Annotated in this window: 28 protein-coding genes; 13 read left to right on the top strand and 15 right to left on the bottom strand. The window is 69.7% G+C overall.

What is annotated here, in order from left to right; genetic code table 11:
* Positions 1 to 156 precede the first annotated feature (156 nt).
* Genes CDO46_RS13335 through CDO46_RS13300 form a run of 8 tightly spaced genes read right to left on the bottom strand, consistent with a single transcriptional unit; the run spans position 157 to position 7,109 of the window.
* The gene (locus tag CDO46_RS13335) at positions 157 to 1,335 is read right to left on the bottom strand and encodes an alpha/beta hydrolase (protein WP_087838950.1); all 1,179 of its coding nucleotides are present in this window, start codon (positions 1,333 to 1,335) and stop codon (positions 157 to 159) included.
* Between the two features lie 22 nt (positions 1,336 to 1,357).
* A complete protein-coding gene (locus tag CDO46_RS13330; RefSeq protein WP_087838949.1) occupies positions 1,358 to 1,885 on the bottom strand; it encodes a VOC family protein in 528 nt (175 codons plus the stop codon).
* A 37-nt stretch (positions 1,886 to 1,922) separates the two neighbouring features.
* Complete coding sequence (locus tag CDO46_RS13325; protein WP_087838948.1) at positions 1,923 to 2,648, bottom strand: ABC transporter ATP-binding protein; 726 nt, start codon at positions 2,646 to 2,648, stop codon at positions 1,923 to 1,925.
* Positions 2,641 to 3,423 (bottom strand): ABC transporter ATP-binding protein, encoded by a 783-nt coding sequence (locus tag CDO46_RS13320; protein WP_087838947.1) that lies wholly within the window; start codon positions 3,421 to 3,423, stop codon positions 2,641 to 2,643. The genes CDO46_RS13325 and CDO46_RS13320 overlap by 8 nt, the downstream gene beginning before the upstream one ends.
* On the bottom strand, positions 3,420 to 4,415 hold the full coding sequence (locus tag CDO46_RS13315) for a branched-chain amino acid ABC transporter permease (protein ID WP_087838946.1): 996 nt from the start codon (positions 4,413 to 4,415) through the stop codon (positions 3,420 to 3,422). Before CDO46_RS13315 ends, CDO46_RS13320 begins: the two co-directional genes overlap by 4 nt.
* Complete coding sequence (locus tag CDO46_RS13310) at positions 4,412 to 5,296, bottom strand: branched-chain amino acid ABC transporter permease (RefSeq protein WP_087838945.1); 885 nt, start codon at positions 5,294 to 5,296, stop codon at positions 4,412 to 4,414. Before CDO46_RS13310 ends, CDO46_RS13315 begins: the two co-directional genes overlap by 4 nt.
* Positions 5,297 to 5,314: 18 nt before the next feature.
* Complete coding sequence (locus CDO46_RS13305; RefSeq protein ID WP_087838944.1) at positions 5,315 to 6,484, bottom strand: ABC transporter substrate-binding protein; 1,170 nt, start codon at positions 6,482 to 6,484, stop codon at positions 5,315 to 5,317.
* Positions 6,485 to 6,503: 19 nt separating this feature from the next.
* Complete coding sequence (locus CDO46_RS13300; protein WP_087838943.1) at positions 6,504 to 7,109, bottom strand: NADPH-dependent FMN reductase; 606 nt, start codon at positions 7,107 to 7,109, stop codon at positions 6,504 to 6,506.
* A 130-nt stretch (positions 7,110 to 7,239) separates the two neighbouring features.
* Between CDO46_RS13300 and CDO46_RS13295 the strand changes: the two genes are divergently transcribed.
* Both CDO46_RS13295 and CDO46_RS13290 read left to right on the top strand, forming a co-directional pair.
* On the top strand, positions 7,240 to 8,163 hold the full coding sequence (locus CDO46_RS13295) for a LysR family transcriptional regulator (protein ID WP_087838942.1): 924 nt from the start codon (positions 7,240 to 7,242) through the stop codon (positions 8,161 to 8,163).
* 126 nt (positions 8,164 to 8,289) lie between these two features.
* Positions 8,290 to 9,273 (top strand): tripartite tricarboxylate transporter substrate binding protein, encoded by a 984-nt coding sequence (locus tag CDO46_RS13290; RefSeq protein WP_087838941.1) that lies wholly within the window; start codon positions 8,290 to 8,292, stop codon positions 9,271 to 9,273.
* Between the two features lie 12 nt (positions 9,274 to 9,285).
* On the opposite strand, the gene CDO46_RS13285 is transcribed toward CDO46_RS13290, so the two are convergent.
* The gene (locus CDO46_RS13285; RefSeq protein WP_176400732.1) at positions 9,286 to 10,200 is read right to left on the bottom strand and encodes a LysR family transcriptional regulator; all 915 of its coding nucleotides are present in this window, start codon (positions 10,198 to 10,200) and stop codon (positions 9,286 to 9,288) included.
* 63 nt (positions 10,201 to 10,263) lie between these two features.
* On the opposite strand from CDO46_RS13285, the gene CDO46_RS13280 reads away from it, so the two are divergent.
* Together CDO46_RS13280 and CDO46_RS13275 are read left to right on the top strand one after the other, a co-directional pair.
* Positions 10,264 to 11,532 carry an amidase gene (locus CDO46_RS13280; RefSeq protein WP_087838939.1) on the top strand — a complete coding sequence of 423 codons (1,269 nt, stop codon included), beginning with the start codon at positions 10,264 to 10,266 and terminating at the stop codon, positions 11,530 to 11,532.
* A 77-nt stretch (positions 11,533 to 11,609) separates the two neighbouring features.
* A complete protein-coding gene (locus CDO46_RS13275) occupies positions 11,610 to 12,599 on the top strand; it encodes an alpha/beta fold hydrolase (RefSeq protein ID WP_087838938.1) in 990 nt (329 codons plus the stop codon).
* On the opposite strand, the gene CDO46_RS13270 is transcribed toward CDO46_RS13275, so the two are convergent.
* Together CDO46_RS13270 and CDO46_RS13265 are read right to left on the bottom strand one after the other, a co-directional pair.
* A complete protein-coding gene (locus CDO46_RS13270) occupies positions 12,557 to 13,303 on the bottom strand; it encodes an SDR family oxidoreductase (protein ID WP_087838937.1) in 747 nt (248 codons plus the stop codon). The two genes, CDO46_RS13275 and CDO46_RS13270, sit on opposite strands and share 43 nt — an antisense overlap.
* The gene (locus tag CDO46_RS13265; protein ID WP_087838936.1) at positions 13,300 to 14,514 is read right to left on the bottom strand and encodes an MFS transporter; all 1,215 of its coding nucleotides are present in this window, start codon (positions 14,512 to 14,514) and stop codon (positions 13,300 to 13,302) included. Before CDO46_RS13265 ends, CDO46_RS13270 begins: the two co-directional genes overlap by 4 nt.
* A 97-nt stretch (positions 14,515 to 14,611) precedes the next feature.
* Here CDO46_RS13265 and CDO46_RS13260 point away from each other — a divergent pair, with 97 nt between their 5' ends.
* The 5 genes from CDO46_RS13260 to CDO46_RS13240 are packed head-to-tail and all read left to right on the top strand — an operon-like array spanning position 14,612 to position 19,486.
* Positions 14,612 to 15,520, top strand: a complete 909-nt coding sequence (locus CDO46_RS13260; protein WP_087838935.1) for a LysR family transcriptional regulator — start codon at positions 14,612 to 14,614, stop codon at positions 15,518 to 15,520.
* Positions 15,521 to 15,560: 40 nt separating this feature from the next.
* Positions 15,561 to 16,511: a LysR family transcriptional regulator gene (locus CDO46_RS13255; RefSeq protein ID WP_087838934.1), complete on the top strand. Its 951-nt coding sequence runs from the start codon at positions 15,561 to 15,563 to the stop codon at positions 16,509 to 16,511.
* Positions 16,512 to 16,567: 56 nt separating this feature from the next.
* Positions 16,568 to 17,299, top strand: a complete 732-nt coding sequence (locus CDO46_RS28035) for an alpha/beta hydrolase (RefSeq protein WP_140416863.1) — start codon at positions 16,568 to 16,570, stop codon at positions 17,297 to 17,299.
* 40 nt (positions 17,300 to 17,339) lie between these two features.
* Positions 17,340 to 18,443, top strand: a complete 1,104-nt coding sequence (locus CDO46_RS13245; RefSeq protein WP_165963134.1) for a cupin domain-containing protein — start codon at positions 17,340 to 17,342, stop codon at positions 18,441 to 18,443.
* A gap of 53 nt (positions 18,444 to 18,496) precedes the next feature.
* Positions 18,497 to 19,486: a tripartite tricarboxylate transporter substrate binding protein gene (locus tag CDO46_RS13240; protein WP_087838931.1), complete on the top strand. Its 990-nt coding sequence runs from the start codon at positions 18,497 to 18,499 to the stop codon at positions 19,484 to 19,486.
* 7 nt (positions 19,487 to 19,493) lie between these two features.
* Here the strand turns inward: CDO46_RS13240 and CDO46_RS13235 are convergent, their stop codons facing one another.
* From CDO46_RS13235 to CDO46_RS13220, 4 genes are read right to left on the bottom strand one after another with little or no spacing between them, the layout of a single operon-like run.
* Positions 19,494 to 19,886: a RidA family protein gene (locus CDO46_RS13235; protein ID WP_087838930.1), complete on the bottom strand. Its 393-nt coding sequence runs from the start codon at positions 19,884 to 19,886 to the stop codon at positions 19,494 to 19,496.
* Positions 19,886 to 21,019, bottom strand: coding sequence for a DSD1 family PLP-dependent enzyme (locus CDO46_RS13230; protein WP_087838929.1), 1,134 nt, complete (start codon positions 21,017 to 21,019; stop codon positions 19,886 to 19,888). Before CDO46_RS13230 ends, CDO46_RS13235 begins: the two co-directional genes overlap by 1 nt.
* A 13-nt stretch (positions 21,020 to 21,032) precedes the next feature.
* Entirely contained in the window at positions 21,033 to 22,010 is a 978-nt protein-coding gene (locus CDO46_RS13225) for a tripartite tricarboxylate transporter substrate binding protein (protein WP_087838928.1), read from the bottom strand.
* 42 nt (positions 22,011 to 22,052) lie between these two features.
* Positions 22,053 to 22,691: an HAD family hydrolase gene (locus CDO46_RS13220; protein WP_087838927.1), complete on the bottom strand. Its 639-nt coding sequence runs from the start codon at positions 22,689 to 22,691 to the stop codon at positions 22,053 to 22,055.
* Between the two features lie 96 nt (positions 22,692 to 22,787).
* Between CDO46_RS13220 and CDO46_RS13215 the strand changes: the two genes are divergently transcribed.
* The 4 genes from CDO46_RS13215 (at position 22,788) to CDO46_RS13200 (ending at position 26,065) form a co-directional block, all read left to right on the top strand.
* Positions 22,788 to 23,732: a LysR family transcriptional regulator gene (locus tag CDO46_RS13215; RefSeq protein WP_243724502.1), complete on the top strand. Its 945-nt coding sequence runs from the start codon at positions 22,788 to 22,790 to the stop codon at positions 23,730 to 23,732.
* A 151-nt stretch (positions 23,733 to 23,883) separates the two neighbouring features.
* Positions 23,884 to 24,228: a MarR family winged helix-turn-helix transcriptional regulator gene (locus CDO46_RS13210; protein WP_087838926.1), complete on the top strand. Its 345-nt coding sequence runs from the start codon at positions 23,884 to 23,886 to the stop codon at positions 24,226 to 24,228.
* 95 nt (positions 24,229 to 24,323) lie between these two features.
* Complete coding sequence (locus tag CDO46_RS13205; protein ID WP_087838925.1) at positions 24,324 to 25,094, top strand: hypothetical protein; 771 nt, start codon at positions 24,324 to 24,326, stop codon at positions 25,092 to 25,094.
* Entirely contained in the window at positions 25,091 to 26,065 is a 975-nt protein-coding gene (locus tag CDO46_RS13200; protein WP_165963135.1) for a tripartite tricarboxylate transporter substrate-binding protein, read from the top strand. The genes CDO46_RS13205 and CDO46_RS13200 overlap by 4 nt, the downstream gene beginning before the upstream one ends.
* Positions 26,066 to 26,067: the final 2 nt, after the last annotated feature.

The following is a 26,067-nucleotide window of genomic DNA, read 5'->3' as shown; positions in this document are numbered from 1 at the left end:
CCCCTCTTGTTGGTGATGGCCTGGCGATGGGCAAAGCAGGGTCCTCCAGGCGCGCGGGGGCGTCCGGATGCGAAACCCGTCGTCAGGTGTGGTGGCGCGCCGGACGGTCAGGACAGGCCCGTGCCCCGGGCCTGCGACCGGCGGAGGGCGCGCCGGTCAGTCAAGCAGTCCGCGCTGCCTAAGCCAGTCCATGCATAGGTCCCCCGCCTGTTGCAGATGTTCGGGTTGGCCGACGAAATAGTGGTTGGCACCCCGGATCACGGTCATGCTCTTGTCGGCGCTTGCCGCCGCATCGAAGATGCGGCGGGTGTGAGGCTGCGGCACGGCGTCGTCGGCCGAATGCTCGATCGCCAGCAGCGGCACGTGGATGCCGGCGGCGCATTTCTCGCCGTGCGCGTTGGTGTCGTCCGGCGACCATTGCGACAACCACGAGCGCAGCGTGGAAAATCGCGCCAGCCCGATGGGGCCGTTGTTGGCGGTCTCGGGCACGCCCATGAAGCAGGTGCCGATGGGGCGGTCGTTGGGGTCGATGGCGCCATCCAGGAATCGGGGTTCGGCCATCGTCCTGTGGGTGACGAAACCGCGCTCCATTTCCTTGCCGCCGCGCTTCTTCAAGGTCTCCAGCGTTTCCTTCACCCATGCCGTGCGGCGGCGGATGCGGGCCAGCTGCGCGGCGCGGAAGCGCGCGAGGAATTCGGCCGAATAGGGCGGCTTGCGATCGGGGTGGTAGAGGTCGAGCTCCGGGTCCCGGCGATCGGGATCGTTCTCGTCGACGACGCTGGGGTCGATCCAGTCGGCGAAGGTGACGGCGCGCGAGACGTGCGCCGCCTGGAAGATCATCGCGTCGGCCGGTATCAGTCCGGCGGTGGTGATGGCGCAGGGATCGCCCGCCGGCGTGTGGGTGATGGTGGGCCGTTCGGCCTGCGACTGGTAGAACAGCGACAGCGAGCCGCCGCCCGACCAGCCCATCAGCACGATCTTCTCGTAGCCCCATGTTTCGCGGGCATGGCGGATGTAGGCGCCCAGGTCCACCGCCACGTTCTCCATGATGAGGGCGCTGTCGTTGCGCGCATACCGGCTGCCGGCGCACAGCACGTGCAGGCCGCGGGCGGCCAGGGCGCGCGGCATGGGCAGCAGCTGCAGCGTGGTGGCCGGATGCATGAAGACCAGCAGGGTCCGCGATTTCACGCCCTTGGGGACGTAGCGGACGCCTTCGAGGTGGATGGTGCCGAGCGAGCCTGCGAAACCGTATACCGACTTGAAGGCGGCCTGTTCGGGGAATTCGACGTGCACCCATTCGGCCTGGGTGTCGTGGAGGGGGCTGTCCTTGCTCATGCTGTGCGAGATCTCCCTGTGGTCAGCCCGCGGCGGCCAGGCGAGCGGCCTTCTCGCGGGTCCAGGCATCGCACTGGGCGCGCGCCGTGGCCCGGTAGCCGGCCATTTCCTCGTCGCTGGCCACGGTGGTGGTCAGCTCCAGCCGCACGCCGTTGGGATCGAAGAAGTAGATGGATTGCACGAAGCCCTCGTGATCGACGGGACCCAGGACTTCCACGCCGGCGGCCAGCAGGCGGGCACGCGCTTCTTCCACCGCCTGTACCGAGTCCACGCGCAGCGCCAGGTGGTTGGCCCAGCGCGGCGTATTGGGCGAGGGGTCGGCCGCCTGGTTGTCGCCCAGGTCGAAGAAGGCGACGTTGCTGCCGTCGGTCATCTCGAAGAACAGATGGACGTAGGGGCAGTCTTCGCCGGTGCTGGGGATAGTCTCGGCTCGCACCAGGTGCGTGAGCGGCAGGCCCAGGATGTCCTCGTAGAAACGGCGGGTTTCCTCGGCGTCGCGGCATCGGTAGGCGAAGTGGTGCAGGCCGCGGATGGGTACGAAAGATGTCATGGTGTTGCTCCGGATGAAACGTGGGGTCGCGTCGGGCTCATGCCGCCTGCCGCGCCAGATCGAAATAGAGTTGGGCGAGGTCGTCGCGGCGGGCCAGCTCGGCGCTGTCGGCGGCCAGCGCGATACCGCCCTTCATCAGGACATAGGCGCGGCGCGTGAAGGGCAGCGCGATGTCCAGCTTCTGCTCGACCAGCAGCATGGTCAGGCCATCGGCCCGCAGCCGGTCCAGCACCGCCAGGATCTCGTCCACCACGCGCGGCGCCAGGCCCAGGAAGGGTTCGTCCAGCAGCAGCACGCGCGGCGCGGACATCAGCGCCCGGCCGATCGCCACCATCTGCTGCTCGCCGCCCGACAGGGTGCCGGCAAGCTGCCGGCGCCGCTCGGCCAGCCGGGGAAACAGCCGGTAGACGAAATCGAAGCGTTCCTCGGCACGCGAACGGTCGCGCCGGACCAGCGTGACCGAGCCCAGGCGCAGGTTGTCTTCCACCGACAGCGGCGCGAACACATGCCGGCCCTCGGGAACCTGGACCAGCCCGCATTCGACGATGCGGTGGCTGGGCAGTCCGCCTATGTCGGCGCCGGCCAGCTTCACCGTGCCCGAGCGCTGCACGAGGATGCCCGACAGCGCCGCCAGGAGCGTGGTCTTGCCCGCGCCGTTGGGCCCCAGCAGCGCGACGGTCTCGCCCCGTTCGACCCGCAGGTCGACGTTGCGCACCACGGGTGCGTGGCCATAGCCGCCGCTGACATTGCGTAGTTCAAGCATGGGCCAGGTTCTCCACGTTGCCGAGGTAGGCCTCGATCACCGCCGGGTCGGCGCGCACCGCGTCGGGCGTGCCGTCGGCGATCTTGCGGCCGAAGTTCAGGACCGCCACCCGGTCGGCCAGGGCCATCAGGAAGCGCATGTCGTGCTCGATCAGCAGGACCGCGATGCCCTGGCGGGCGATGCCCAGGATGATCTCCTCCAGTCGCGCGCATTCACCCGGTGCCAATCCGGCGGCCGGTTCGTCGAACAGCATCAGGCGCGGGCCGGCCGCCAGTCCGCGGGCGATTTCCAGCAGGCGCCCCTGGCCGAACGACAGCGTGGAGACCTCGGCCTGCGCGAACTCGCCCAGGCCGACGAAGTCCACCAGTTCGTCCGCCCGCCGCCGTGCCTCGCGCTCGGAGCGATAGGAGTCGGGGGTTCCGGCCAGCACGCGCCACAGCGACGCCGGCATGCGCGTGTGCATGCCGACCATGACGTTCTCGCGCACCGACAGGCTGTCGAAGGACTTGTTGTGCTGGAAGGTGCGCACGATGCCGCGTGGCGCGAAGCCGTGCGTGGGCACGCCCGCCAGGGACCGGCCGTCGAAGGCCAGTGTCCCGCTGGTGGGCGCGAAAGCGCCGGCGATCATGTTGAAGGTGGTGGTCTTGCCGGCGCCGTTGGGGCCGATCACGCCCACCACTTCACCCGCGCGCACGTCCAGGTCCAGGTCCGAAACGGCGTGCAGGCCGCCGAAACGCTTGCACAGGCCGCGTGCCTGCAACAGGGGGGAATTCATGCCAGGCCCTCCCGTTTCACTGCCTTGGGCTCGACCGCCGGCACGCGAGGCAGGGCCGAGGGAGACGGGTGGCGACGGGCTTGCAGCCGGTCCCACAGCCCGATCAGGCCACGCGGCTGGAACAGCACCGCCAGTACCATGAACACGCCGAACACCAGGGCATGGTGGTGCCCGATGATGGGCGAGAGCACCAGCGGCATCAGGTAGAGCAGCACCGCGCCCAGGATGGCGCCCGCCATGCGGCCGCTGCCGCCGACGATCACCATGAACAGCAGCAGGAAGGCGTTCTCCAGACCGAAGATGTGCGGGTTCACGGTGTTGTCGACGAAGGCGTAGACCATGCCGGCCACGCCCGCCAGCGCGCTGGTGACGGCATAGGCGATGACCTTGGTGCGCCGCACGTCCACGCCCATGGCCGCGGCGGCTTCGGGGTTGTCGCGCACCGCGCGGCAGGCGCGGCCGAACCATGAACGGTCCAGCCGGCCGATGATGGCCATGGTCGCCAGCATCAGCACCACGATCACCACCGTGTACCAGGGGCCCGTGACATGCACGCCGAAGATGTCCGGCAGCCGGTAGCTGGCGAGCCCGCCGGTGCCGCCGGTGATCGCGCCGCCCTCGTTCAGCACGACGATGAAGAGCTGGGCGAAGGCCAGCGTGGCCAGGGCCAGGTAGAAGCCTTCGAGGCGGGTGGCGGGTATGGCCACCACCAGCGCCAGCGCCACGCAGACCGCCACCGTGGCCAGCACCGCCAGCGGCAGGGACAGGCCCGCCTGCGTGACGAGGATGACGATGGTGTAGGCGCCGATGCCATAGAAGCTGAAGTGGGAGAAGGCGATCTGGCCCGAGATGCCGAACAGGAAGTTGTAGCTGATGGCCAGCGCGATCCACAGCAGCATCTTGCGGTAGATGTCGGTCTGGTAGGCCCCCAGCGCGAAGGCGATGGCCGACAGCACCACGGCCGCCACGGCGTAGGAAAGAAAGGACTTCATGCGCGGGCCTCCCGGGGACGCAGCAGGCCCGCCGGGCGCACCAGCAGGAAGGCGATCAGCAGCACCAGCGGCACGCCCATGGCAAGGCCCGGCGGCACCGGCGCGTAGCGCACCGTGAACTGCTCGGCGAAGGCCAGGATCAGGCCGCCCAGCAGGGCGCCCTCGACCCGTGTCGCCCCGCCTATGACCAGCGCGGTGAAGCCCTGTATGGCCAGCGGCATGCCCATCAGGTAGTGGGCCGAGACGTTGGGCGCCACCAGCACGCCGGCCAGTCCGGCCACCACCGCCCCGGCCGAGAAGGACAGGGCCGTCACGCGCGACAGGTTGATGCCCATCAGCGCGGCGGCGCGGCGGTCCAGCGCGACCGCCTCGAACGACCGGCCGGTCAGGGTACGTTCGAAGAAGTACCAGGCGCCCCCGAACACCGCCAGGGCCACCGCGATGATGAAGAAGCTCTGGTACGAGCCGGCAAGCAACCCGAGTTCCAGCCGGCCGAAGCCGAAGGCCGGCGGCACGGGTTGCGGATCGGGGCCGAAGCCCAGCGATACCACTTCGCGGAACACCACCAGCATGCCCAGCAGCGCGAGCACGGGCGCCAGCGGCGGCGCGCCCTTGACCACCAGCGGCCGCACGGCCAGCCGTTCGGTCAGCCAGCCCACGGCCACCATCAGCGCGGCCACCAGCGCAATCGACACGGCATAGGGCAGCTCCACGCGGGACAGCGCCACATAGGCGCCGAAGGCCGCCACCATGGCCCATTCACCCACGCCGAAGTTGATGATGCCGGTCGGGCGCGTGATCAGCAGGTAGGCCAGCGCCACCAGTCCGTAGATACAGCCGCTGGCGGCGGCGCTGACGAGAAGTTCGAGTAGATCGGTCATGAGGCCCCTGCACCCGCGTCACTGCGCGCCCGAGAAGACGACCTTGCCCTGCTTGTCGCCCTCGTACACCCGCACCACCATGCCGTTGCGGTCGAAGCCCGTGCGCTTGCCCCCGGAGAACCCATAGGAAGACCCCACCGCGCCCAGCACGCCCACGTAGCCCTGCGTGGCTTGCATGGCCGCGCGCACCTTTTCCTTGTCGGTGCCGCCGGCGCGCTTGATGGCGTCGGCCACCAGCATCAGCCCGTCGTAGCCGTAGCCGTTCAGGTTGTAGGGCTCGACGCCGTTCTCTTTCTTGTAGGCCTCGATGAAGCGGCGCGCTTCCGGCTTGGCCGGGTCGAAGGCGTCGACGAACACCACGCCGTCCAGCAGTCCCTTGGCCACCACCGCGGTCTGCGGTACCGACAGGTTGAAATTGCCCAGCACCGGCATCTTCAGGCCGAGCTGGCGGTATGAACGCAGGATGAGCACGTTCTCGGGCGTGGTGACGCCGGTCAGGAAGATGGCGTCCGGCTTGGCCGCGCGCACCTTCTGCATCTGCGGGTCGGCGGTGGTCGAGCCGCGCGGGACCACTTCCTCGGCCACGATCTGCGCGCCGGATTTCTCCAGTCCGGCCTTGAACGAGCGGTTGGTCAGCTGGCCCAGGTCGGAGTTTTCCCCCACCAGCGCCACGCGCTTGAAGTTGCGGTTGGCGGCGTAGGCCAGCAGGGTGGCGATCTGGGTCGAGCCCAGGGGGCCGGTCTGCCAGAAATAGGGATTGTCGATCTGCGTGGTCAGGGTGTCGCCGCTGTTGGACGGCGTGAGCTGCGGCGTCTTGGTTTCCAGCGTGACGGTCTGCACCTGCTGGGTCGACGGTGTCAGCGACAGCGACAGGATGAAGGTGGCGCCGGCCTCCACCAGCTTGCGCGCGGCCGTGGCCGAGATGTCGGGTCGGGCCTGGTCGTCCTCGATCAGCAGCTCGACCTGGCGGCCCAGGATGCCGCCCTTGGCGTTGAGCTCCTTGGCGGCGAAGACGGCGCCGGCCGTTACCGGTTCGGCATAGGGCTTGGCGGGACCGACCTTGTCGGTGATGATGCCTATCTTGATGGGCTGGGCCATGGCGGGGGCCATGGCCAGGGCGGCGGCGGCCAGGGCCGCGCACAGGGCGAATCCGGCCATGCGGCCGGACCGGGGGGATGCGATTTTCATGGTGTCTCCTCCTGTTGTTCTAGGCGCGCGCCTGGTCCAGCGCGCGCAGGCGCCGGACCCAATGGGCGAAGGCCGTCATCTGGTCGCCCAGCACCTTGCGCGTGGCTTCGTCGGCCAGCCGGCCCTTGGCGTCGAACTTGGTGTGGCAGGAACCGATGAATACCTCGGGCCGCAGCAGCACCTGCGCCTCCAGGCAGCCGAGGATCTTGCGCAGGTCGTACTGGTTGCGCGCCCCTCCCACCGGCCCCTGGGTGGCGGACAGCAGGGCCACCGGCTTGTGGCGGAAGGGCTGGGGATCCAGCCGCGAGAGCCAGTCGATGGCGTTCTTGAGCGCGCCGCTGACCGAGAAGTTGTATTCGGGACTGGCGATGAGCAGTCCGTCCGCGGCGCGCAGGCGATCGGCCAGTTGCCGCACCGGCCCGGGAATGCCTTCGGCCTCCATGTCGCCGTTGTAGATGGGAATGCCGTCGAGTTCGGCCAGTTCCAGCGACAACTCGACCGGCATCAGGTCGTGCGCGGCGAGCAGCGCCATGCGGTTGTAGGAACGGCGCCGCAGGCTGCCGCATATCCCCAGGATCTGGAGGCGGCCGGCCTGATGCGCGCCAGGCGTCGTATGAGCGTCCAAGCGTCTGTCTCCCGTGGCGCCTTCGTGGGCGCCTGTTTTCGTGATGGCGAAGCCAGTCTATGACCGAGCGATATCAATTCCTAGCAAAATGGTTTATCTTCAATATCAACGGCGTTGATATCACTCCGGCATGGACCTGCTGCGCTTCGACCTGAATCTGCTGCTGTGCTTCGACGCCATCTACCGGCACCAGCGCCTGTCGGCCGCGGCCGACGAACTCAATCTCACCCAGCCGGCGGTCAGCGCCGCGCTCAAGCGCCTGCGCGCCCATTTCGACAATCCGCTGTTCGTGCGCACCTCGCGCGGCATGCGGCCCACGCCGTTCTCGGACGGCATCGCGCCCAAGATCGCGCAGGTGCTGGAAGTGCTCAAGGGGGTGGACCTTTCGTCGGAATTCACGCCCGCCAGCACCACCATCAATTTCCGCGTCTACATCAACGACGTCGGCATGATCGTCGCGATGCCCCAGGTGCTCGCGCATCTGCGCAAGCACGCGCCCCACGCGCGCCTGACCATCGTGGACCTGCGTCCCGACGAGGTGGTCGACGCCCTGGACAGCGGCAACATCGACCTGGCCATCGGCTACTTCCTGGGCATGCCCAACTGGGCGCGCCAGCAGAACCTGCGCACCACGCGCTACGTCTGCATGGTCGCCGGCCATCATCCCGAGATTCGGGACTCGCTGTCGCTGGAGCAATTCCTGCGTTGCCGCCATGCCATGTACGTGAACAGCGGCTCGCAGTACTACGCCATGGAACAGGCTCTGGCCGAGCGGGGCCTGACGCGCGACGTCATCCTGCACGTGCCGCGCTTCTCGGCCCTGCCCTTCCTGGTGGCGCAGGCCGACCTGATCGCGACCGTGCCCGAGGACCTGGGCACGCTGTTCTCGCGGCTGCTGGACGTGAGGATCTTCACGCCGCCGCTGGAACTGGCCAATTTCCAGATACACCAGTACTGGCACGAGCGCCTGCATGCCGAACCGGCGTACCGCTGGCTGCGGCAGATCGTCTACGACAAGACCTCCGGGCTGACCGTGGCGCGCCGCGCCGATTGAGTGCCGGAGCGACTCAATCGATGCGTGTTTTCGAATTGGACGGTGCCGCCGGCCAGGGCTAGAGTGCGGCGTCGCTCCGGGAACGGCTGTTTCCCGGTCTCATTATTCCGTCCAGGACAGCACGCCATGCGCAAGATCCTTTCTTCTTCCCCCTTCCGCCACGCCGCGTGGGCCATGGCCGCGGCGGCCGCGGCCGGTCCGGCCAGCGCGCAGACCTATCCCGACAAGCCGGTCCGCATGGTCGTCGCATTCGCCCCGGCGGGCGGGACGGACATCGTCGCCCGGCTGGTGGCTCCCCGCATGGCCGAATTGCTGGGCCAATCGGTCGTGGTCGAGAACCGGGCCGGCGCAGGCGGCGTGATCGGCACCGAGAACGTGGCGAAGGCCGCGCCCGATGGCTACACCACCCTGATGGCGACGATGGGCAACCTGGCGGTCAATCCGTACCTGTATTCGATGCGCGTCGACGTCCAGCGCGACCTGAAGCCGGTCAGCAAGGTGGTGGAAGTGCAGTTCGCGCTGTTGGTGCATCCGTCGGTGCCGGCCAAGACTCTGCGCGAATTCATCGACCTGGCCAAGGCGCGCCCCGGCCATCTGACCTATTCGTCGTCGGGCATAGGCGGCGGACCGCACCTGGCCGGCGAGTTGTTCGACAGCCTGGCTGGTACCAAGCTGACGCACGTGCCCTACAAGGGTAGCGGGCAGAGCCTGTCGGACCTGATAGGCGGGCAGGTGTCGGCGTCGTTCGACAGCCTGCTCCAGGCGCTGCCCTACGTGCGGGACGGACGGCTGCGCGCGCTGGCGATACTGGGCAGCGAACGCTCGCCGCTGCTGCCGGACGCGCCCACCGTGGCCGAAGCCGGCGTGCCGGGCTATGAGTTCACCAACTGGTACGGGCTGGTCGCGCCGGCAGGCACGCCGCAGCCGGTGGTCGAAAAGTTGAACGGTGCCGTGCGCCAGGTGCTGGGGCAACCCGATATCCGGCGCAAGCTCGAGGACATGGGCGCGCGCGTGGTGGGCGATTCGCCGGAGGCGTTCGGCAAATTCATCGCCAACGAGAACACCAAGTGGGAGAAGGTGATCCGCGCCGCCAAGATCACGGCCCAATAGGCCGGACGCGTGCTACGGTTCGCGCGGCACGCCGCCCTGCATTGCGGCCAGGTCGACGAATTTCTCGGCCGCCGGGTTGCGCATGTCCTGCCTGCGGACCGCGTACAGCGTGGTGATGTTTTCCTGCGTGTCCGCCAGTGGCCGGTAGTGCAAGGCGCCGCTCCAGGTAGCCTGGGCCGAGGCCGGCACCAGCGCCGCGCCCATGCCCGCCTCGACCAGCGCCAGCATGGTCGGCAGGATGCTCGCCTGGACCACGTGCGGCACGACTTGCGCCGCATGGAAGAGCCGTTGGCACAGTTCATACGAGTACGGTGCCTGATCGGGAGAAAATCCAATCAGGTGCAGCCCGTCCAGGTTGCTGACCGGCACTTGTTCGAGATGCGCCAGGGCATGATCGGCGGGCAGTGCCAGCACCAGCCGCTCCCGCGCGATGACGCTGTGCGCCAGGCGCGGGTCGGCGAGGGACTTTTCCGGCGGCCGCAGCAGCGCGACGTCCAGCTTGTCGGCGTGCAGCGCATCGAGCATGGGCTCGGGCCGCATTTCCTCCAGCCGCAATTCGACCTCGGGGTACTGGCGGCGGAAGGCCGAGACCAGGCGCGGCAGCGTGCGGTAGATGGAGCTGGCGGTGAAGCCGACGGCGACGCTGCCGGCCGATCCGCTGGCGGCGCGCCGGGCCGCGTCCGCCGCCGCTTCGGCGTCCTGCAGGATCTTTTTCGCGCGGTCATGCAGGATGCGGCCGGCGGGCGTCAGGCTGACCGAGCGCGTCGTGCGATGGAAAAGCTCGGCTCCGATCAGCTGCTCCAGCTGGCGGATCTGCTGGCTGAGCGGCGGCTGGGTCATGTGGAGCCGCTCGGCGGCCCGGCCGAAATGCAGCTCTTCCGCGACGACCGAGAACGTGTGGAGCAGGCGCATGGAAAGCAGTGGCACTTTTTTCCCGATGTATGGAGCGGCCCCGAAGGCCGTTCGTTCTATTGACATGGTTGACCCGGCATGAAGACCCCAGCCCCCAATTTTCTTAGCGCGCTGTCCGCCCTGCGGGCAATCGAGGAAGGCAGTCTCACCAGCGAGGCCCTGGTGCGGGCCTGCCTGGACCGCATCGACGAGCGGGAGGCCACGGTGCGCGCGTTCGCGCACATCGACCGGGAGCGGGCGATCGCCCACGCCCGGCAGGCCGATCGTGGCGCCGCGGCCGGGCCCCTGCGCGGCTTGCCGTTCGCCGCCAAAGATATCCTGGATTCCGCCGATCTACCAACCGCCTACGGTTCGCCCATCTATGCCGGCCATCGTCCGGCGGCCGATGCCGCCTGCATAGCGGCGGCCCGCCAGGCGGGCGGCATCCTGCTCGGCAAGACCGAGACCTGCGAGTTCGCCACGCTGACACCGTGCGCCACGCGCCATCCGCTGGATCCGTCGCGCACCCCGGGCGGCTCGTCCAGCGGTTCGGCCGCCGCCGTGGCAGACGGCATGGTGCCGCTGGCATTCGGGACCCAGACCAGCGCGTCGATCATCCGCCCCGCGGCCTACTGCGGCGTCGTCGGCTACAAGCCGTCCTACGGCTTGATCAACACGTCCGGCCTCAAGCACGCGAGCCCCAGCCTGGACACGATAGGCGTGTTGGCGAGGACGGTGGCCGATGCGCGACATGCCGTATTCGGCCCCGCGCCTGCGCGCGAGCCCGGGTTGCCCCGGGTCGCGGTATGCGAATCGAGCCTGTGGGCGGCCGCCCGGCCCGAAACCGTCGAGGCGCTGCTGGCTTTCGCCCGTCGGCTCGAGCGTGGGGGCGCCCGGCTGCGGACCGTGCATCTGCCGCCGGGACTGGAAGCCGCCGTCGCGCTCCAGGCACGGTTGTCGGCGTTCGAGTTGCGGCATTCGCTGGCGCACGAACGCCGGTGGCACCACGATCGGCTCAGCCCGCGCCTGCAACAGCGGGTCGAGGCCGAGGCGGACCTGTCCATGGCCGGGTATGCCGGACTGCGGGAGTCGATGCGCGCCGCGCAGCAGGAGGCCGCCAGCCTGTTCGACGACGCCGACGTCCTGCTGTATCCGGCGGCCGACGGCGAAGCCGAGGTCGGCACGGAGACCGGCTCGCCGCGCTACGGCGGGCTGTGGACCTTCCTTCACCTGCCCGCCTTGTCCCTACCGATGGGGCGTGGGCCGGCGGGTCTGCCGCTGGGGGCGCAACTGATAGGCGCGCCTGGCCGCGATCTCGAGCTGCTGGCCGCGGCGGCGTTCGCCGAAGGATGCGCCGCCGCGGATTGAGCGGACCGCACGCCTTGCGGGCTGGTGCGGTCCGGGCGAGCGGGGTATCGTAGGGCGTTGTTCGATCCAAAGCCACCATGAGCGCCCTGCCCAAGCCCCCGCCCGCCGGCTTCGACCGGCCCGCCGCCGCGCTGCCCGTCGTCATTCATGCCGCCGACGGCTATCCGTTGGGCGGCTTTGTCTGGCGCGGGGTCGACGTGGGCGCGGTGACGAGGCCGGTGGTGATCATCAACGCGGCCACCTCGGTCAAGTGCCGCTATTACTTCCGCTTCGCCCAGTACCTGCATGACAACGGCATGGACGTCGTCGCCTACGACTACCGCGGCATAGGCGAGTCGCGTCCGGACCGCCTGCGCGGTTTCCAGGCAAGCTGGACCGACTGGGGCGCGAAGGACTGCGAGGCCGTGCTGGGCTATGCCGCGGCCATGTGGCCGGGCCGCGATATCCATCTCGTGGGGCACAGCTTCGGCGGCTGGGCCCCCGCGCTGGCCGCGTCCTGTTCGCGGATCGGCAGGATGGTTACCGTGGGCGCCCAGTTCGCGTACTGGCGGGACTATGATGCCTCGGTACGCTGGCGCATGGTGGCCAAGTGGCATCTGGCCATGCCGCTGCTGGCCCGGGCATGTGGCTATTTCCCCGGCCGCAGGCTGGGCTGGCTGGAAGATACGCCCACAGGTGTCGCGCTGGACTGGAGCACGCCCACGCCACGCTACGAAGACCGGCCCAGCGCCCGCCGGGCCTTCGGCGGCGCCGCGCTGCCTGCCGCCTCCGCGCGGGCCGGCATCCTGGCGATCAGCCTGACCGACGATCCCTTCGGCACGGTGGCGGCCATCGAGCGCACCCTGGATTACTTCACGCGCAGCGAACGCACGCACCTGCGCATCGCGCCCGAGGACGTGGGCAGCAAGGCGATCGGGCATTTCGCGTTCTTCCACAGCGACTACCAGGACCTGTTGTGGCCGCTGGCCCTGGAGTGGCTGCGCGCCGGCGGCGATCACGCAGCACGGCCTGTGCCCGTCGGTGTCTACAGGCCGCCGGCCACCTTGAGGATCTCGCCGGAGACGTAGCCGGCCTTTTCAGACAGCAGCCAGACGACCGCCTCGGCGATTTCCTCCGGCCGCGCCACCCTTCCCATGGGCACCCGGGCGGCGATGCGCGAAGGCCGGTCCGGTTCGCCCGCGGCCGCATGGATGTCCGTCAGCGTGGTACCCGGGGACACGGCGTTGACCCGTATGCCCAGGCCTGCCGTCTCGCGCGCGAGCCCGGCCGTGAAGCCCTCCACCGCCGCCTTCGACGCGGCATAGTGCACGTATTCGTGAGGCGCGCCCAGCGTGGCCGCGACGGAGGAAATGTTGACGATGCTTCCGCCCATGCTCCTGCCCGCCCAGTACCGCACGGCCTGTCGGCTGAACAGCATGGTGCCAAGGACGTTGACGTCGAGTACGCGCCGCAACACCGACGTCTCGACGGCGGAAAACGCTCCGATGGGGCCGGTCGTGCCGGCGTTGTTCACGAGAGCGGTCACCGGATGGGGCAGCGCGGCCGCCGCGTCGAAGGCCAGTCCGGGCGCCGCCTCGTCCGCGACATCGGCCTGGACGCAGCACGCCTGCCGCCCCATGGCCCGGATGTCCTGGACCAGAGCGCGGGCCGCGTCGGCCTGTTCGCGGTAGGTCAAGCAGACGTCGTAGCCCGAGGCCGCGGCGAGCCGCACGACGGCCGCGCCGATGCCTCGGCTGCCGCCGGTGACGATGAGGGTGCCGGGATGAGTCATGATGGGGAATCCTGGTGGCGGTGACGAAGGAAGAGGGCTGCCGCGAGCTGCGCCGTGGCCATGGCCAGCGCCGCGGCCAGCAGCCCGGCGTGGCCGACATGCCCGATGACGAGGGCGAAGCATACCGGCGCGGCGGCGCTCAGCATGAACGCGGGGCGCAGCACGCCCCCCACGATACGTCCATAATTGCGCGCGTCGAACAGGGCGAGCGGAATGGCGCCGCGCATGATGGTGGCCATGCCGTTGCCGGCGCCATACAGCAGCGTGAAGGCCAGTGCGCCCGGCAGCGTCGCGCCCGCCGCCAGGGCGGCGGCGAAGCACAGGCACAACAACAGGCATGGCAGCAGGTTGACCGTCAGCGTCCGGGCGCGGCGTCCCATCGCGGCGATGCCCACCCGGCCCGCGACCTGGCCGATGCCGAACAGCGCGGACAGCGAGACCGCCATGCCGGGCGTCCAGCCCAGCCCGCGCAGGATGCCGGGCAGGTGCGCCGACATGCCGGTCTGGATGAACAGGGCCAGGGTGGCGATGCAGCCGTACAACAGCACGTCCGCGCGGACCGCCGGCCGATCCGGTGCGTCCCGGCCCGGTGCGGTGCCGGCGGTATCCGGCCCGTGGCCGCGCGGCAGGGCCAGGTACAACAGCGACGAGGCCAGCAGCAGCAAGGCGTAGACGGCCAGCGCGCTGCGCCAGCCCCATTCCTGTCCCAGCCACTGGCCCAATGGCCAGAAGATGGTGGAAGACAGTCCGCCGAACAGCGTGACCTGGGACATGGTCTGGCGCGACGCCGGGCCGCCCAGGTGGGCGAGCGCGGCAAAGGCGGCGTCGTACAGGGCGAGCCGCATGCCGAGCCCCAGCAGCACCCAGCCCATGTAGTAGACGGCGCCATGGTGGGCGGCGGCCAGCGTGACGCAGCCGGCGGCGCCCAGCGCGCAGCCGGCCATCATCGGGGCGCGGCCGCCATGTCTGTCGATCCTGCGGCCTACCCAGACCGAGGACAGGCCCATGACGGCCAGCGCGCACGAGAAGCCGCCGTGGACGAAACCGGCGCTCCAGCCCAGTTCCGCCTGTATCGCCGGCCCGAACACGGACACCAGGTAATGCATGGTTCCCCAGGAAACGATCTGTGCGCATCCCAGGCACACGACCAGGGTGGCCGTGATGCCGCCGGTGGCGGACGGGCGAAGGGGCCTGGCGGCGGGATCGGACATCGTGGCGGAGGAAATGAGGCAGGTCGTTGCCGAACTCTAGCGTCAGGCGTTACATAAATGAATCGACATCCCTTTATGCAATGCATAAACGACTTCTATGAAATCGCTGAATCCCGCCTATCTGCTGACTTTCAGCAGCGCGATGGAACTGGGCAGCTTCACCGCCGCCGCCGAACGGGCGGGCATGACCCAACCCGCCGTCAGCCACCAGATCCGCGAACTGGAACGACGCCTGCAATTGCGACTGGTCGAGCGGGTGGGACGCCGGGTGGCGCCGACGCAGGCCGGCGCACTGCTGCTGGAGCATGCGGCGCGCATCAAGCTGGCGCTGGACGATGCCGAGGCGGCCATGCAGCGCCATGCCAGCACGCCGGGCGGGCTGGTGCGCGTGGGTACCGGCGCCACGGCGTGCATCCATCTGCTTCCGCCAGTGCTGCGCCAGCTCAAGCGCAGGATGCCGGCCATCGATATCGTGGTCAGTACCGGGAACACGCCCGAGATCCTGAGGCGGGTGGAGGACAATGCGTTGGATGCCGCGCTGGTGACCTTGCCCGCCACCGGACGCAGCCTGGACATCACGCCCGTCGTCCAGGACGCCTTCGTTGCCATCGCCCCGAAGGGCGAGGCGCCGGTACGGCGAATCTCGCCCCAGGCGCTGGCGCGTCGGCCGCTGGTGCTGTTCGAGACGGGCGCCAACACCCGGCGGCTGATCGATGAGTGGTTCGCGCGCGCGGGCTGCCGCGTGAAGCCGGTCATGGAACTGGGCAGCGTCGAGGCGATCAAGGAAATGGTCGCCGCCGGCCTGGGATGGTCCATCCTGCCCGGGCTTGCGGTGGCGCCGCCCGGCCGACACGGCGGACTGGACGTGATCCGCCTCGCGCCCGGCCTGGAACGCACGCTGGCCTGGGTGATGCGGCGCGACAAGCCGCTCAACCGCGCCCTGGGCTTGGTCAGCGAAGCGGTCCTGGGATTGCGCGGCCGCAAGGAGGCCCGATGGCTACAATGACAGGCATCGCCGGTTCCCGGATCCGGAACACCCCAGCCGCATGTCCGACCACAAGCGAATCAACCTCCAGCTGCTGACCTATCTCGACGCCCTGATGCGCGAGCGGCACGTGACGCGCGCGGCCGAGCGGGTGGGCATCGGCCAGTCGGCCATGTCGAGCGCGCTGGCCCGGCTGCGCGAGATCTTCCACGACCCGCTGCTGGTCAAGACCTCGTCGGGCATGGAGCCCACCGCGCGAGGCATGGAGCTCGCGCGCAAGGTGCACGAGGCGCTGGAGCTGATCGATGCGGCCACGCGCGGCACCGACGAGTTCGTGCCCGCTGTGGCCGAGGGGCATTTCCGCATCCTGGCGTCCGAGGGCGTGGCGCGCCAGTTCCTGCCGGGCCTGATGACCCGCGCCCGGCGCGAGGCGCCGCGGCTGCGCTTCACCTCGCGGCCGGTGGACATCCGCCGTACCCACGAGTACCTGCGCGACGCCGAAGGCGATCTCGTCATCGGCTATGTCCGCCAGGTGCCGCAGGACCTGCACCAGACCGTACTGTATCCGCAGAGCATCGTCTGCATCGCCGCGGCCGGCCACGCCGGCATCCGGGGCTCGCTCACGCTCGAGCAGTTCCTGGCCTATCCGCACGTGGTGTGGGGGACGGGGCCGGTGCCCTATCCGACCATCGAGGTCATGGTGGACGACATCCTGGAGCGGCGCGGCCTGGCCCGCGACGTGGGACTGCGGGTGCCCAACGTGCTGCTGTCGGCCGATGTCGTGGCGGTGACCGACATGCTGGCCATCGTGCCCCAGCGCATCGCCTGCGACGCGGCGCGCACCCTGCCGCTGCAGATACTACCCCTGCCCTTCGACACCGATCGCGCCGACCTGAGCATGCTGTGGCACGAGCGCGTGCACCGCGAGCCCGCGCATATCTGGCTGCGAGGCGTGATGCGCGACGTGGCCGCGCAGCTGCGGCAGGACGCGGCGATCGACGGTCCTCAATAGCGGTATCGGCGGCGCGCGATTGTGCCGCGCGGGGCCGGCTTGCTGTAATCGCCGGCATGCAAGATCACCTGATTTCTCCTGTGGACCGTCCGTGGCGGGAAGAGCGGCTGCGGCTTGCCGTCCAGGGCCGCGCCGTGCCGGGCATCGCCTGGCTGCCCGAGACCTCCTGTGCCGGGCTGGTCCTGGCCTGTCATGGCGGCAGTGGCCATAAGGAATCGGCGGCCGTGCTCGCCATTCGCGACCGCCTGTTGCCCGAGGGCTATGCGGTCGCCGCCATCGACGGCCCGGCGCATGGCGAGCGCCGCGCCGACGGCTCGCGCGATCCGGGCAAGGCGAAGGCCGATTTCCGCACCGCGTGGCGCGAGGGTTTCGCGCGCGACGGCATGACGGCCGACTGGCGCGCCTTCCTGGATGCCCTGCTGGCGTGGCCGACGCTGGCGGGCCGGCCTGTGGGCTACATCGGCGTTTCCATGGGCACGGCCTACGGATTGCCCTACCTGGCCGCGGACGGACGGGTGCGCGCTGCCGTGCTGGGGTTGTGGGGCGCTTCGTATCCCGCCAGCGAGCACCTGGCACCCGCCGCGCGGCGACTGCGCATCCCGGTCTGGTTCACCCAGCAGTGGGACGACGAGGTCTTCGACCGCGCGGGCGTGGCCGAATTGTTCGACGCGCTGGGCAGCCAGGACAAGCGGCTGGTGGCCTACCCGGGCCCCCACCTGGAACTTTCCGGAGAGAGGCTGGACGATGCCGCCGCCTTTCTCGTCTCGCGGCTGCGCGCCGCCTGTTAGCCGGCCGTGGCCGGCCCTATTCCCTTTCGATGGAGCCTGGATGAAAACCCTGGATGTCTCGTACGAAGCCATGGGCGCCCGCACGGCGCGGTTCGACGACTATGCCGGCGCGGAGCGCGAAGGCGCGCGTGCCGACGCCGTGCGGGCGCTGTGGGGCGGGCAACTGGTGGCCTTGATGGGGGCCCGCAACACGCACGGCCGCTTCGCCGAGCCCCGCGTGCCCAGCCCCGCCCGAGCCTGCACAGGCTATGCGGCGTGGGAGGCGGGCCGCGGCTCGCTGCCCTATCGCAACCCCGACGCCATGGAGAACATCCTGTGCCTGGCGGGCACGCTGCGCGTGCGCTTCGGACCCGACCTGACGCACGAGATCCGCCTGGGACGCTTCGACATGCTGTCGATACCCGCCGACGTGCTGCACGAGGTTTCCTGCCATGGCGCGGACGGCGCCAAAGCGCTGCTGCTGCTCAACGGCGAACCCGATTGCGCCTATCCCGCGGTATTCCCCGGGCCGTTGCCCACGGCGGTCGATGCGCGGGAACTGGCCGCGCTGAATGCGCGCGTCGAGCCGGGGCGGGGACGAGAGGTCGATCCGGACATGATGGCGCAGCGCGTGACGCGCTTCGCCACGCTGGTGCCGTACAAGCGCGCCCTGAACGCGCGCAGCGCCATCCCCGCCGAGGCCACCGAATGGCTGACCGCCAGTTCGGTGTTCCCGCTGCTGGTGCCGGAGGGACACGTCGGCCGCTCGCAGGATGCGCCGCTCAAGGGCGGCCCCGGCCTGTACGTGGCGATCGCCGAATGCGTACCGGACGACGGGCCGTTGCCGCATGCGCATTTCGACACGCAGGAATCGTTCTTCGTGCTGGACGGCGAATGGGACATCACCTGGGGCTTCGAGGACGAGTATCGCCTGCCGGTGCGCGCTTTCGACCTGGTCGGCGTGCCCACCGGCGCGATGCGGTCCTTTCGCAACACGGGCAAGGAGACCGCGCGGCTGTTCGTCATCATCCAGGGGCAGGAGCGGATGAGCGATACCGTCGTCTATTCCCCCGAGGTGGGGAAAGAGGTGAGCCGGCGCTTCGGCCCCGAGGTGGTCGAGGCCTTCCGCAAGGTCAACATCACTTTCGACGCCGAACGCGCCTGAACCATGATCCGCCAGCCTCCGCAGAGAGGCCGCGCGGCAAAGGAGGAGTGGAGATGAAGCAAGGACTTGTCGTGTCGGGACGCAGGCGGCACCTGGCCGCGTTGTTCGCGGCGGGCCTGGCGCTGGCCGCCGGACGGGCGGATGCCCAGCCGTATCCGGCCAAGCCCATCAAGCTGATCGTGCCCTATGCACCGGGCGGCGTGACCGACGTTTCCGCGCGGCTGGTCGCGCAGAAGCTGGGCGAGCTGCTGGGCCAGACGGTGTACGTGGAGAACAAGGGCGGCGGCGGCACGCGCATCGGGGCGTCGGAAGCGGCGCGCGCCGCGCCCGACGGCTATACCCTGCTGTACGCCAATTCCATCACGCATGGCACCCTGCCGGCCACGGCCGTCTCGCTGCCGTTCGATCCGGTCAAGGACTTCACGCCCATCGCCAAGCTGTTCTGGTATGCCAGCACCATCGTCTGCCACCCTTCGGTGCCGGCCAATACCGTGGCCGAGCTCGTGGCCTACGCCAAGGGCCATCCGGGCAAGCTGAGCTATGCCAGCGCCGGTCCGGGCACGGGCAATCATTTCTCCAGCGAGCTGTTCAACGTGATGGCCGGCGTGAAGATCGTGCACGTGCCCTATCGCGGCAGCGGCCCGGCGCTGCAGGACGTGATCGCCGGGCAGGTCAGCTGTACCCACGACGGCGCGGCCAAGCCCTACGTCGATGCGGGCAAGGTCAAGGCCATCGCCACCACCGGGATCGCGCGCGATCCGCGCCTGCCCGGCGTCCCCACGGTGGACGAGGCGGGCCTGAAGGGTTACGACATGACCTGGTGGCAAGGTTTGATGGCGCTGGCCGGCACGCCGCCCGCCGTGGTGGAGCGGCTGGCGCGCGCCACGCAGGCCCTGGCCAGGGACGAGGCCTTCCGCGCCAAGGCCTACGACATCGGGCTGAACGTGCAGTACGAACCGGCCGATGTCCTGGCCAGGCAGGTCGTGCAGGACATCGCGAAGTTCCGCCGGATCGCGGCCGAGGCCAATATCGTGCTGGATTGAAGGACGGCTATGGCGCGGGCCGCAGCGCCACGGCCTCGACCTCCACCAGCACGCCATAGTGCAGCGCCGGCACGGGCACGACCGCCCGCGCCGGCCGCGCATCGCCCAGCATCCGGCGATAGGCCTGGTCGAAGGCCGGCCAATGTTCCACCCCGGCCAGGTAGACGGTGACCTTCATCACGTCGCGCCAGCCGCAGCCCGCCGCGGCCAGCGCGGCTTCGACGTTGCACAGGGCCAGGGCGGCCTGCTCGTCCAGCGGCAGGTCGGCGCGCGGTTCGCCCGAGGCGTCCAGCGGCAGTTGTCCCGATACGAAGGCCAGGCCACCGCCCGTGGCCACGTGCGAGTAATGGCCGCGCGGCGCGGCAAGACCCGCCACGGCCGGTGACGCGACCTCGCCCATCACCATCCTCCGAAGCGCGGCCAGCGGGCCTCGACGCGGGTGTCTCCCGCCACCACGGCATAGGCGCCGTGCTGGGCGGCGGTGGCGCAGGCGTGGTTGGGCAGGATGCGCAGCAGGGTGCCCACCGGCAGCATGGGCGTGGCGGCGGGGTCGGCGCGGTGGCGGACGATGCCGTGTTCCTGGTTCGCATCGATCATGATCAGGTCCTGCAGCGGCTTGCCATCCAGGTCGCACACCAGGCCATAGCCCTGGTCCACCGGTTGCCGGGCCGTGCCGCGGTCGCGCGACATGGCCATCCAGCCCGCGTCGGTGATCAGCCAGCCCTTTTCCTCTTGATGGCCGATCACGGTGCACAGCACGGACAGGGCGATGTCGTCGGTCCGGCAGACGCCCAGGCCGTTCATGACCAGGTCGAAGAACACGAACACGCCGGCCCGCACTTCGGTGATGCCGTCCAGCGAGCGCGCGAAATGCGCGGTGGGGGTGCTGCCCACGCTGACCACCGGCGCCGCGTGGCCGGCCTCGCGCAGGCGCTGCGCGGCCCGGACCGCCCCCGCGCGCTCCTGCTCGGCCATGGCGACGATGGCCTCGGTGGAGCGGCAGTTGTAGGAATCGCCGGCATGGGCCAGCACGCCCGCGACCCAGGCGCCCTCGCCTTCGCGCGCGGACAGGCGGGCGGCGATCTCCAGCAGCGCCGGGTCCTCGGGTTTGACGCCGGACCGGTGTCCGTCGGTATCGATCTCGACCAGCACGGGTAGTTCCAGCCCGTGGTCGCGCGCGTAGGCGCTGGTGGCCACCGCCGCCTCGGCGTTGTCCAGGATGAGCGTCAGCCTGGCTCCCCGCCGCGCCAGGCGCTCCACGTGGGGCAGCTTGGAAGGGGCTATGCCGACGGCATAGAGGATGTCGGTCCAGCCGTGGTCCAGGAAGTATTCGGCTTCCTTCAGCGTGGAGACGGTGATGGGTGTGCCGGGCGGACCCAGGCGCCGAGCGACGTCGGCGGACTTGTTGGTCTTGACGTGCGGCCGCAGCGCGACGCCGAAGGGAGCCAGCCGCTCGCGCAGCCGCGCGATGTTGCGGTCCATCCTGTTCCGGTCCAGCACCAGGACCGGGGTTTCGAGTTCGTTCAGTTGCATGATGTGCCTGGGTTCAATCGATGTAGACGTTCTTGGCCTGGAGTATGGGGCGCAGGCGGGCGATCTCGCTGTCCACCAGCCGGGCGAGGTGGCCGGGCGTATTGTCGGCGCGGGCGGGGAATTCCACGCCCACGTCGCGCATCTGCCTGACCAGCGCGGGGTCGGCCAGGGCGTCGTTGATGGCGGCGTTGAGCTTGTCCACGATGGCGGGTGGCGTGCCGCGGGGCGCGAACAGCGCGTTCCACGAGCGGAAGTCGATGGTGGTCCTGCCGCTGCTTTGCGCCGTGGCGACCTTGGGCAGGCCGGGGAAGGGTTCGCGCGTCAGCACGGCCACGGCGCGCACGCGTCCGCTGGCCGCTTGAGCCAGCGAGGTAGTGGTCTGGTCGCACATGAAGTCGGTCTCGCCACCCATCAGTCCGGTCATGGCGGGCGCCACGCCCTTGTAGGGCACGTGCATGACTTCGGCCTTCATGTCGCTCAGCAGCAGCAGGCAGGCCAGGTGCGCGATCGAGCCTACGCCCGCGCTGCCGTACGACATCGTGGTCTTGTGGGCCTGGAGGTAGTCGGCGAACTGCGGGAAGTCGTTGACCGGCAGGCTCTGCTTGACCAGCAGCAACAGCGGGGCCGACCCGACCTGGCCCAGGGGTTCGAAATCCTTGCGTGCGTCGTACAGCGGCTTGCGATACATGATCATGTTGGCCGCATGCGTGCCTATGGTGCCGAAGCCTATGGTATAGCCGTCGGCGGCGGCGCGCGCCAGCTTCTGCATGCCGATCGAGCCGCCTGCGCCGCCGACGTTCTCGACCACGACCGGGACGCCCAGCCGAGGCCCCAGCCTGGCCGCCACGGCCCGCCCCAGCGCGTCGCTGGGACCGCCCGCGGGGAAGGGCATGATCAGGGTGATGGGCTTCTCGGGCCAGGCCTGGGCGCGGGCGGAAGAGGTGGCGGCGAGCGCGAACAGCGCCCCCGCGGCGATGGCGGCGATTCTCATGGGGACTCCTGGAAGGGGAAAGGTCCGGCGGCGTTGGGGTTGTCAGCCGCGCCGGGGGCTGTTGGCGAGTTCCAGCACCGGCAGGATGCCGTGCGCTTCCTGGCGCGCGGCCGGCGCGCCGTCGGGCAGCGCCAGGCCTACGCGGTTGTGCCAGAAGGTGTCCATGCCGACAGCCGAGGTGCCGAAGAGGTCGTAGCCCGACCCGGCCACGAATAGCGTGTTGCCGGGCCGGGCGCCCAGTTCCTGCAACGCCATGCGGTAGGGGCGGGGATCGGGCTTGTAGTAACCGGCCCGTTCCGAGGTCACGACCACGTCCATGGGAACGTTCAGGAGGCCGGCGGCCAGGTGGCCCAGCCGTTCCGAGCAATTGGTCACCACGCCCAGGCGGTGCGTGCCGCGCAGGCTTTCCAGCACCGTCGCCACGCCGTCCCAGGGGGCGAGTTCGGACCAGCGTTCCTCCAGCGCGTCGGCGACGGCCAGCGGCAGGCCGGTCTCGGCCGCGGCTTCCCGCACCAGGGTTTCGTAGGGACGGTAGGCGCCGCAGGCATAGGTTCGCTTCAGGTAGGCGGCGCGCCAGGCGCGGCCCGCTTCCTCGCCGCCGGCGGCGCTGTTCCACAGCGTCCAGGAGTCCAGCAGCGCGGTCAGCAGGTCGAACAGGACGAAGTCGTATTGGCGGGTCATGGCAGTCGGGCAAGGTCGGTGAGTGATGGCCAGTGTAGGAGCCCCAAGGTCATCTGTGGTTAATGGAATAGAATTTCTTCATTCACCAAAAGGTTAATGATGAAGCTGGACATCGACGACCTGCGCTTCGTCCTGGCGCTGGACCGGGTAGGCAGCCTGGCCGCCCTGGCGCGCGAGGAGAACGTCACTCCGCCCGCGGTCACCAAGCGCCTCGGCCAGCTCGAGGCGCGGCTGGGCGTGCGGCTGGCAATGCGCACCACGCGCCGCCTGCAGCTGACGCACGAGGGACACCTGCTGGCCCAGCATGCCACCGGAGTCATCGAACGCATGCAGGCCATCGAGGAAGCCTTGCAGCAGCGCAGCCAGGTGGTGGCGGGCAAGCTGAAGGTGCATGGGCCGTTCGGTTTCGGCCGCCGGCATCTCGCGCCGCTGCTGGATGCGTTTCGAGCCAGCCATCCGCAGGTCGAGGTCCAGCTCTTTCTGTCCGACAACCTCATGCTGCCCAGCCAGCCCGTGCACGGACGCGATGCCTTCGATGTGCTGGTCAGCATCGGCGAGATGCCCGATTCGCGCTGGGTGGCGCACCGCCTCGCGCCCAACCGGCGCATCCTGTGCGCCGCGCCGGCCTATCTGCGCGGCGCGCCCCCCATCGACAGTCCTGCCGACCTGGCGCGCCACGCCTGCCTGGTGCTGCGCGAGAACGACGAGGACGTGACGTTGTGGCGCTTCACCCAGCGCGAAGGCAGGGGCGAACCCCGCCTGCACACGGTGCGCGTGCATCCGGCCATGGAAAGCAACGACGGCGAAGTCATCCGCCAGTGGTGCCTGGCCGGGCGGGGCATCATGGTGCGCTCGGAATGGGACGTCGCCTCCGCGGTGGCCGACGGATCGCTGGTGGCGTTGCTGCCGCGTCATCGGCTGCCCGACGCCGACGTGACGGCGCTGGTGCCGCAGTCGCGCATCGCCTCGGCACGGGCCCGCTTGTTCGTCGACATGCTGAAGAAGGCCTTCCGGCCCCGGCCGCCATGGCGCGCGGCATGACGGCGCGAACGCCCGGACCCGTCCTCTACAATGCCTGCGCATTGCCACCCGGAGGCCCGCCCTGAAATCCCCCAAGCATTTCGACCTGCGCCGCCATCTCCCCCATCTGCTGCGCCGCGCCCATTTCGAGGCCGAGGCGCTGTTCGCCAGCATGTCCGACGAGGGCGCGACGTCACGCCAGATGGCGCTGCTGGTGGCCGTCCACCAGATGCCCGGCGCCTCGCAAAGCCAGGTCGCGCAGGCCATCGGGCTGGACTTGAACACGTGCAGCGATCTCGTGGCGCGCACCGCCGCCAAGGGCTACCTGGTCCGCCGCCGCTCGGAAACCGACCGGCGAACCTTCTGCCTGGACCTGACGGAAACCGGCCGCGAGGTCATGGCGGCCTCGGTCGCGGTCGCGCCCCGCTACCAGGCCCGGCTGGCCCAGCGGCTGGACAAGGACGAACGCGAACAGCTTACCGCCCTGCTGCGCAAGATGCTGGGTTTCGATGACTAGCAGCCGCCGGCGTTTCCGGGATTTTCCTGATCGCAAGAAACTACGTATTCGTATTAAATGCGGCATCGCATGTCTTCGACGAAGGGCTCGCATCCATGGCGGAACTCATTGCATTCGCTCCCGGCAACTATCGCTACCTGCCAGGGGGATTCCAGTACAGCGCCGCCGTCATCGCCGACGCGGGCCATGTCATCGAGCGTGCGCGCTTTGCCCGGCCGGTGCCGCTGGCCGAGGGCTTCGCCCGCATCCGCGACCACCTGGCCGCCGTGGGCCGGCCGCCTGCCGCGCTCTGCGCCTGCGAACTGCGCTCGCCCGCGCCCATGAGCGAGCCCGAGTTCATCGCCTTCAATCGCCGCTACGTGCAGCCGCTGGCCGAATGGGGGCTTTTCAAGGACGAGGCCAATCCCGTCGCGCGCTGCAACCTGATACCGGAGGCCGATGCGCCCGCCGAACCGGGTTTCTACGCGTTCAGCTATACCGTGCCCGCGCAAACGGAGGGTCCGCCCGACTTCGTGACCTCGGGCGCGGCCGAATGCCCGGACCGGCCCAACTACCGCGCAAGCATCGTGCGGCTGGGGGAAACCTCGCCCGACGCGTTGCTCGACAAGCTGCGCTTCGCGCTGGGCGACCTGCAATCGCGATTCGACGCGCTGGGGATGTCGGCGCACGATGTCACGGGCATGAACCTGTACACCGTCCATGACCTGTATCCGGCCATCGCGTCGGAGTTCGCGCGCCGCGGCCTGCTGGCGGGCGGGCTGGAATGGCACTGGGTACGGCCGCCGGTGCGCGACATCGAGATAGAAGTCGATGCCCGGCGCGTGTCGCGCCAGGTGCTGCTGTCATCCACCCGGAGTGCCTCATGAAATCGCTGCGCGCATTGCGTCACCTGCTTGCCACGACCCTGCTGGCGCTGCCTTGCGCCGTCGCGGCCGCCGGCCCCGAGGTGCCGGGGCCGGTCAGGATACTGGTCGGCTTTCCCGCCGGCGGCACCATAGACGTGGTCGCGCGGCTGGTGGCCGAGCAGATGCAGGGCGACCTGGGAGTGCCCGTGGTGGTCGAGACCCTGGCCGGCGCCGGCGGACAACTGGCGGCCCAGGCGCTCAAGCGTGCCGCGCCGGATGGCCGCACGCTGATGGTCGCGCCCGACCACACCGCCGTCATCGTGCCACTGACCGTGGCCAGGCCCGGCTTCGACAGCCGGACGGATTTCGCGCCGGTCGGCATGGTGGCCGACTACGCGGGCGCGCTGGCCGTCAGCCAGGCTAGCGGCATCAAGGACTTGCCCGGCCTGATGCGCTACGTGCAGGCCCATCCGGCGTCGGGCGGCGTGGGCGTGTCCGCGCCTGGCAGCAAGCCGCAATTCCAGCTGGACGCGCTGGCGAGGTCGCAGAAACTGCCGCTGTCCGCGGTGCCCTATCGCGGTTCGGTGCCCATGGTCCAGGACCTGGCCGGCGGGCACATCGCGGCGGGCATCACGGCGCTGGGCGATTTCCTGGAGTTCCATCGCGCCGGCAAGCTGCGCGTGATCGCCGTGACGGGCGAGCGCCGCTCCGGGCTGCTGTCCGAGATCCCCACGGCCGCCGAGTCGGGCTATCCGCTGCGGCTGGATTTCTGGGTCGGCCTGTTCGCGCCGGCCGGAACGCCGCAACCCCTGATCGCCCGCTACAACGCCGCGTTGAACAAGGCGCTGGACGTGCCCAAGGTGCGCGAGCGCATGGCGGCGGTGGTGTTCGATCCCCGGCCGGGCTCGCCGTCGGCCTTGCGGCAGCGCATTGCGGCGGAGCTGGAGCAATGGGAGCCCATCATTGCCGCCTCGGGGTGGGTCAAGCAATGACG

The organism is Pigmentiphaga sp. NML030171 (genome assembly GCF_002188635.1).
GTDB classification, from domain to species: domain Bacteria; phylum Pseudomonadota; class Gammaproteobacteria; order Burkholderiales; family Burkholderiaceae_B; genus Pigmentiphaga; species Pigmentiphaga daeguensis.
The sequence above is the reverse complement of the archived record's forward strand: the minus strand, read 5'-3'. Positions and strand labels throughout refer to the sequence as shown.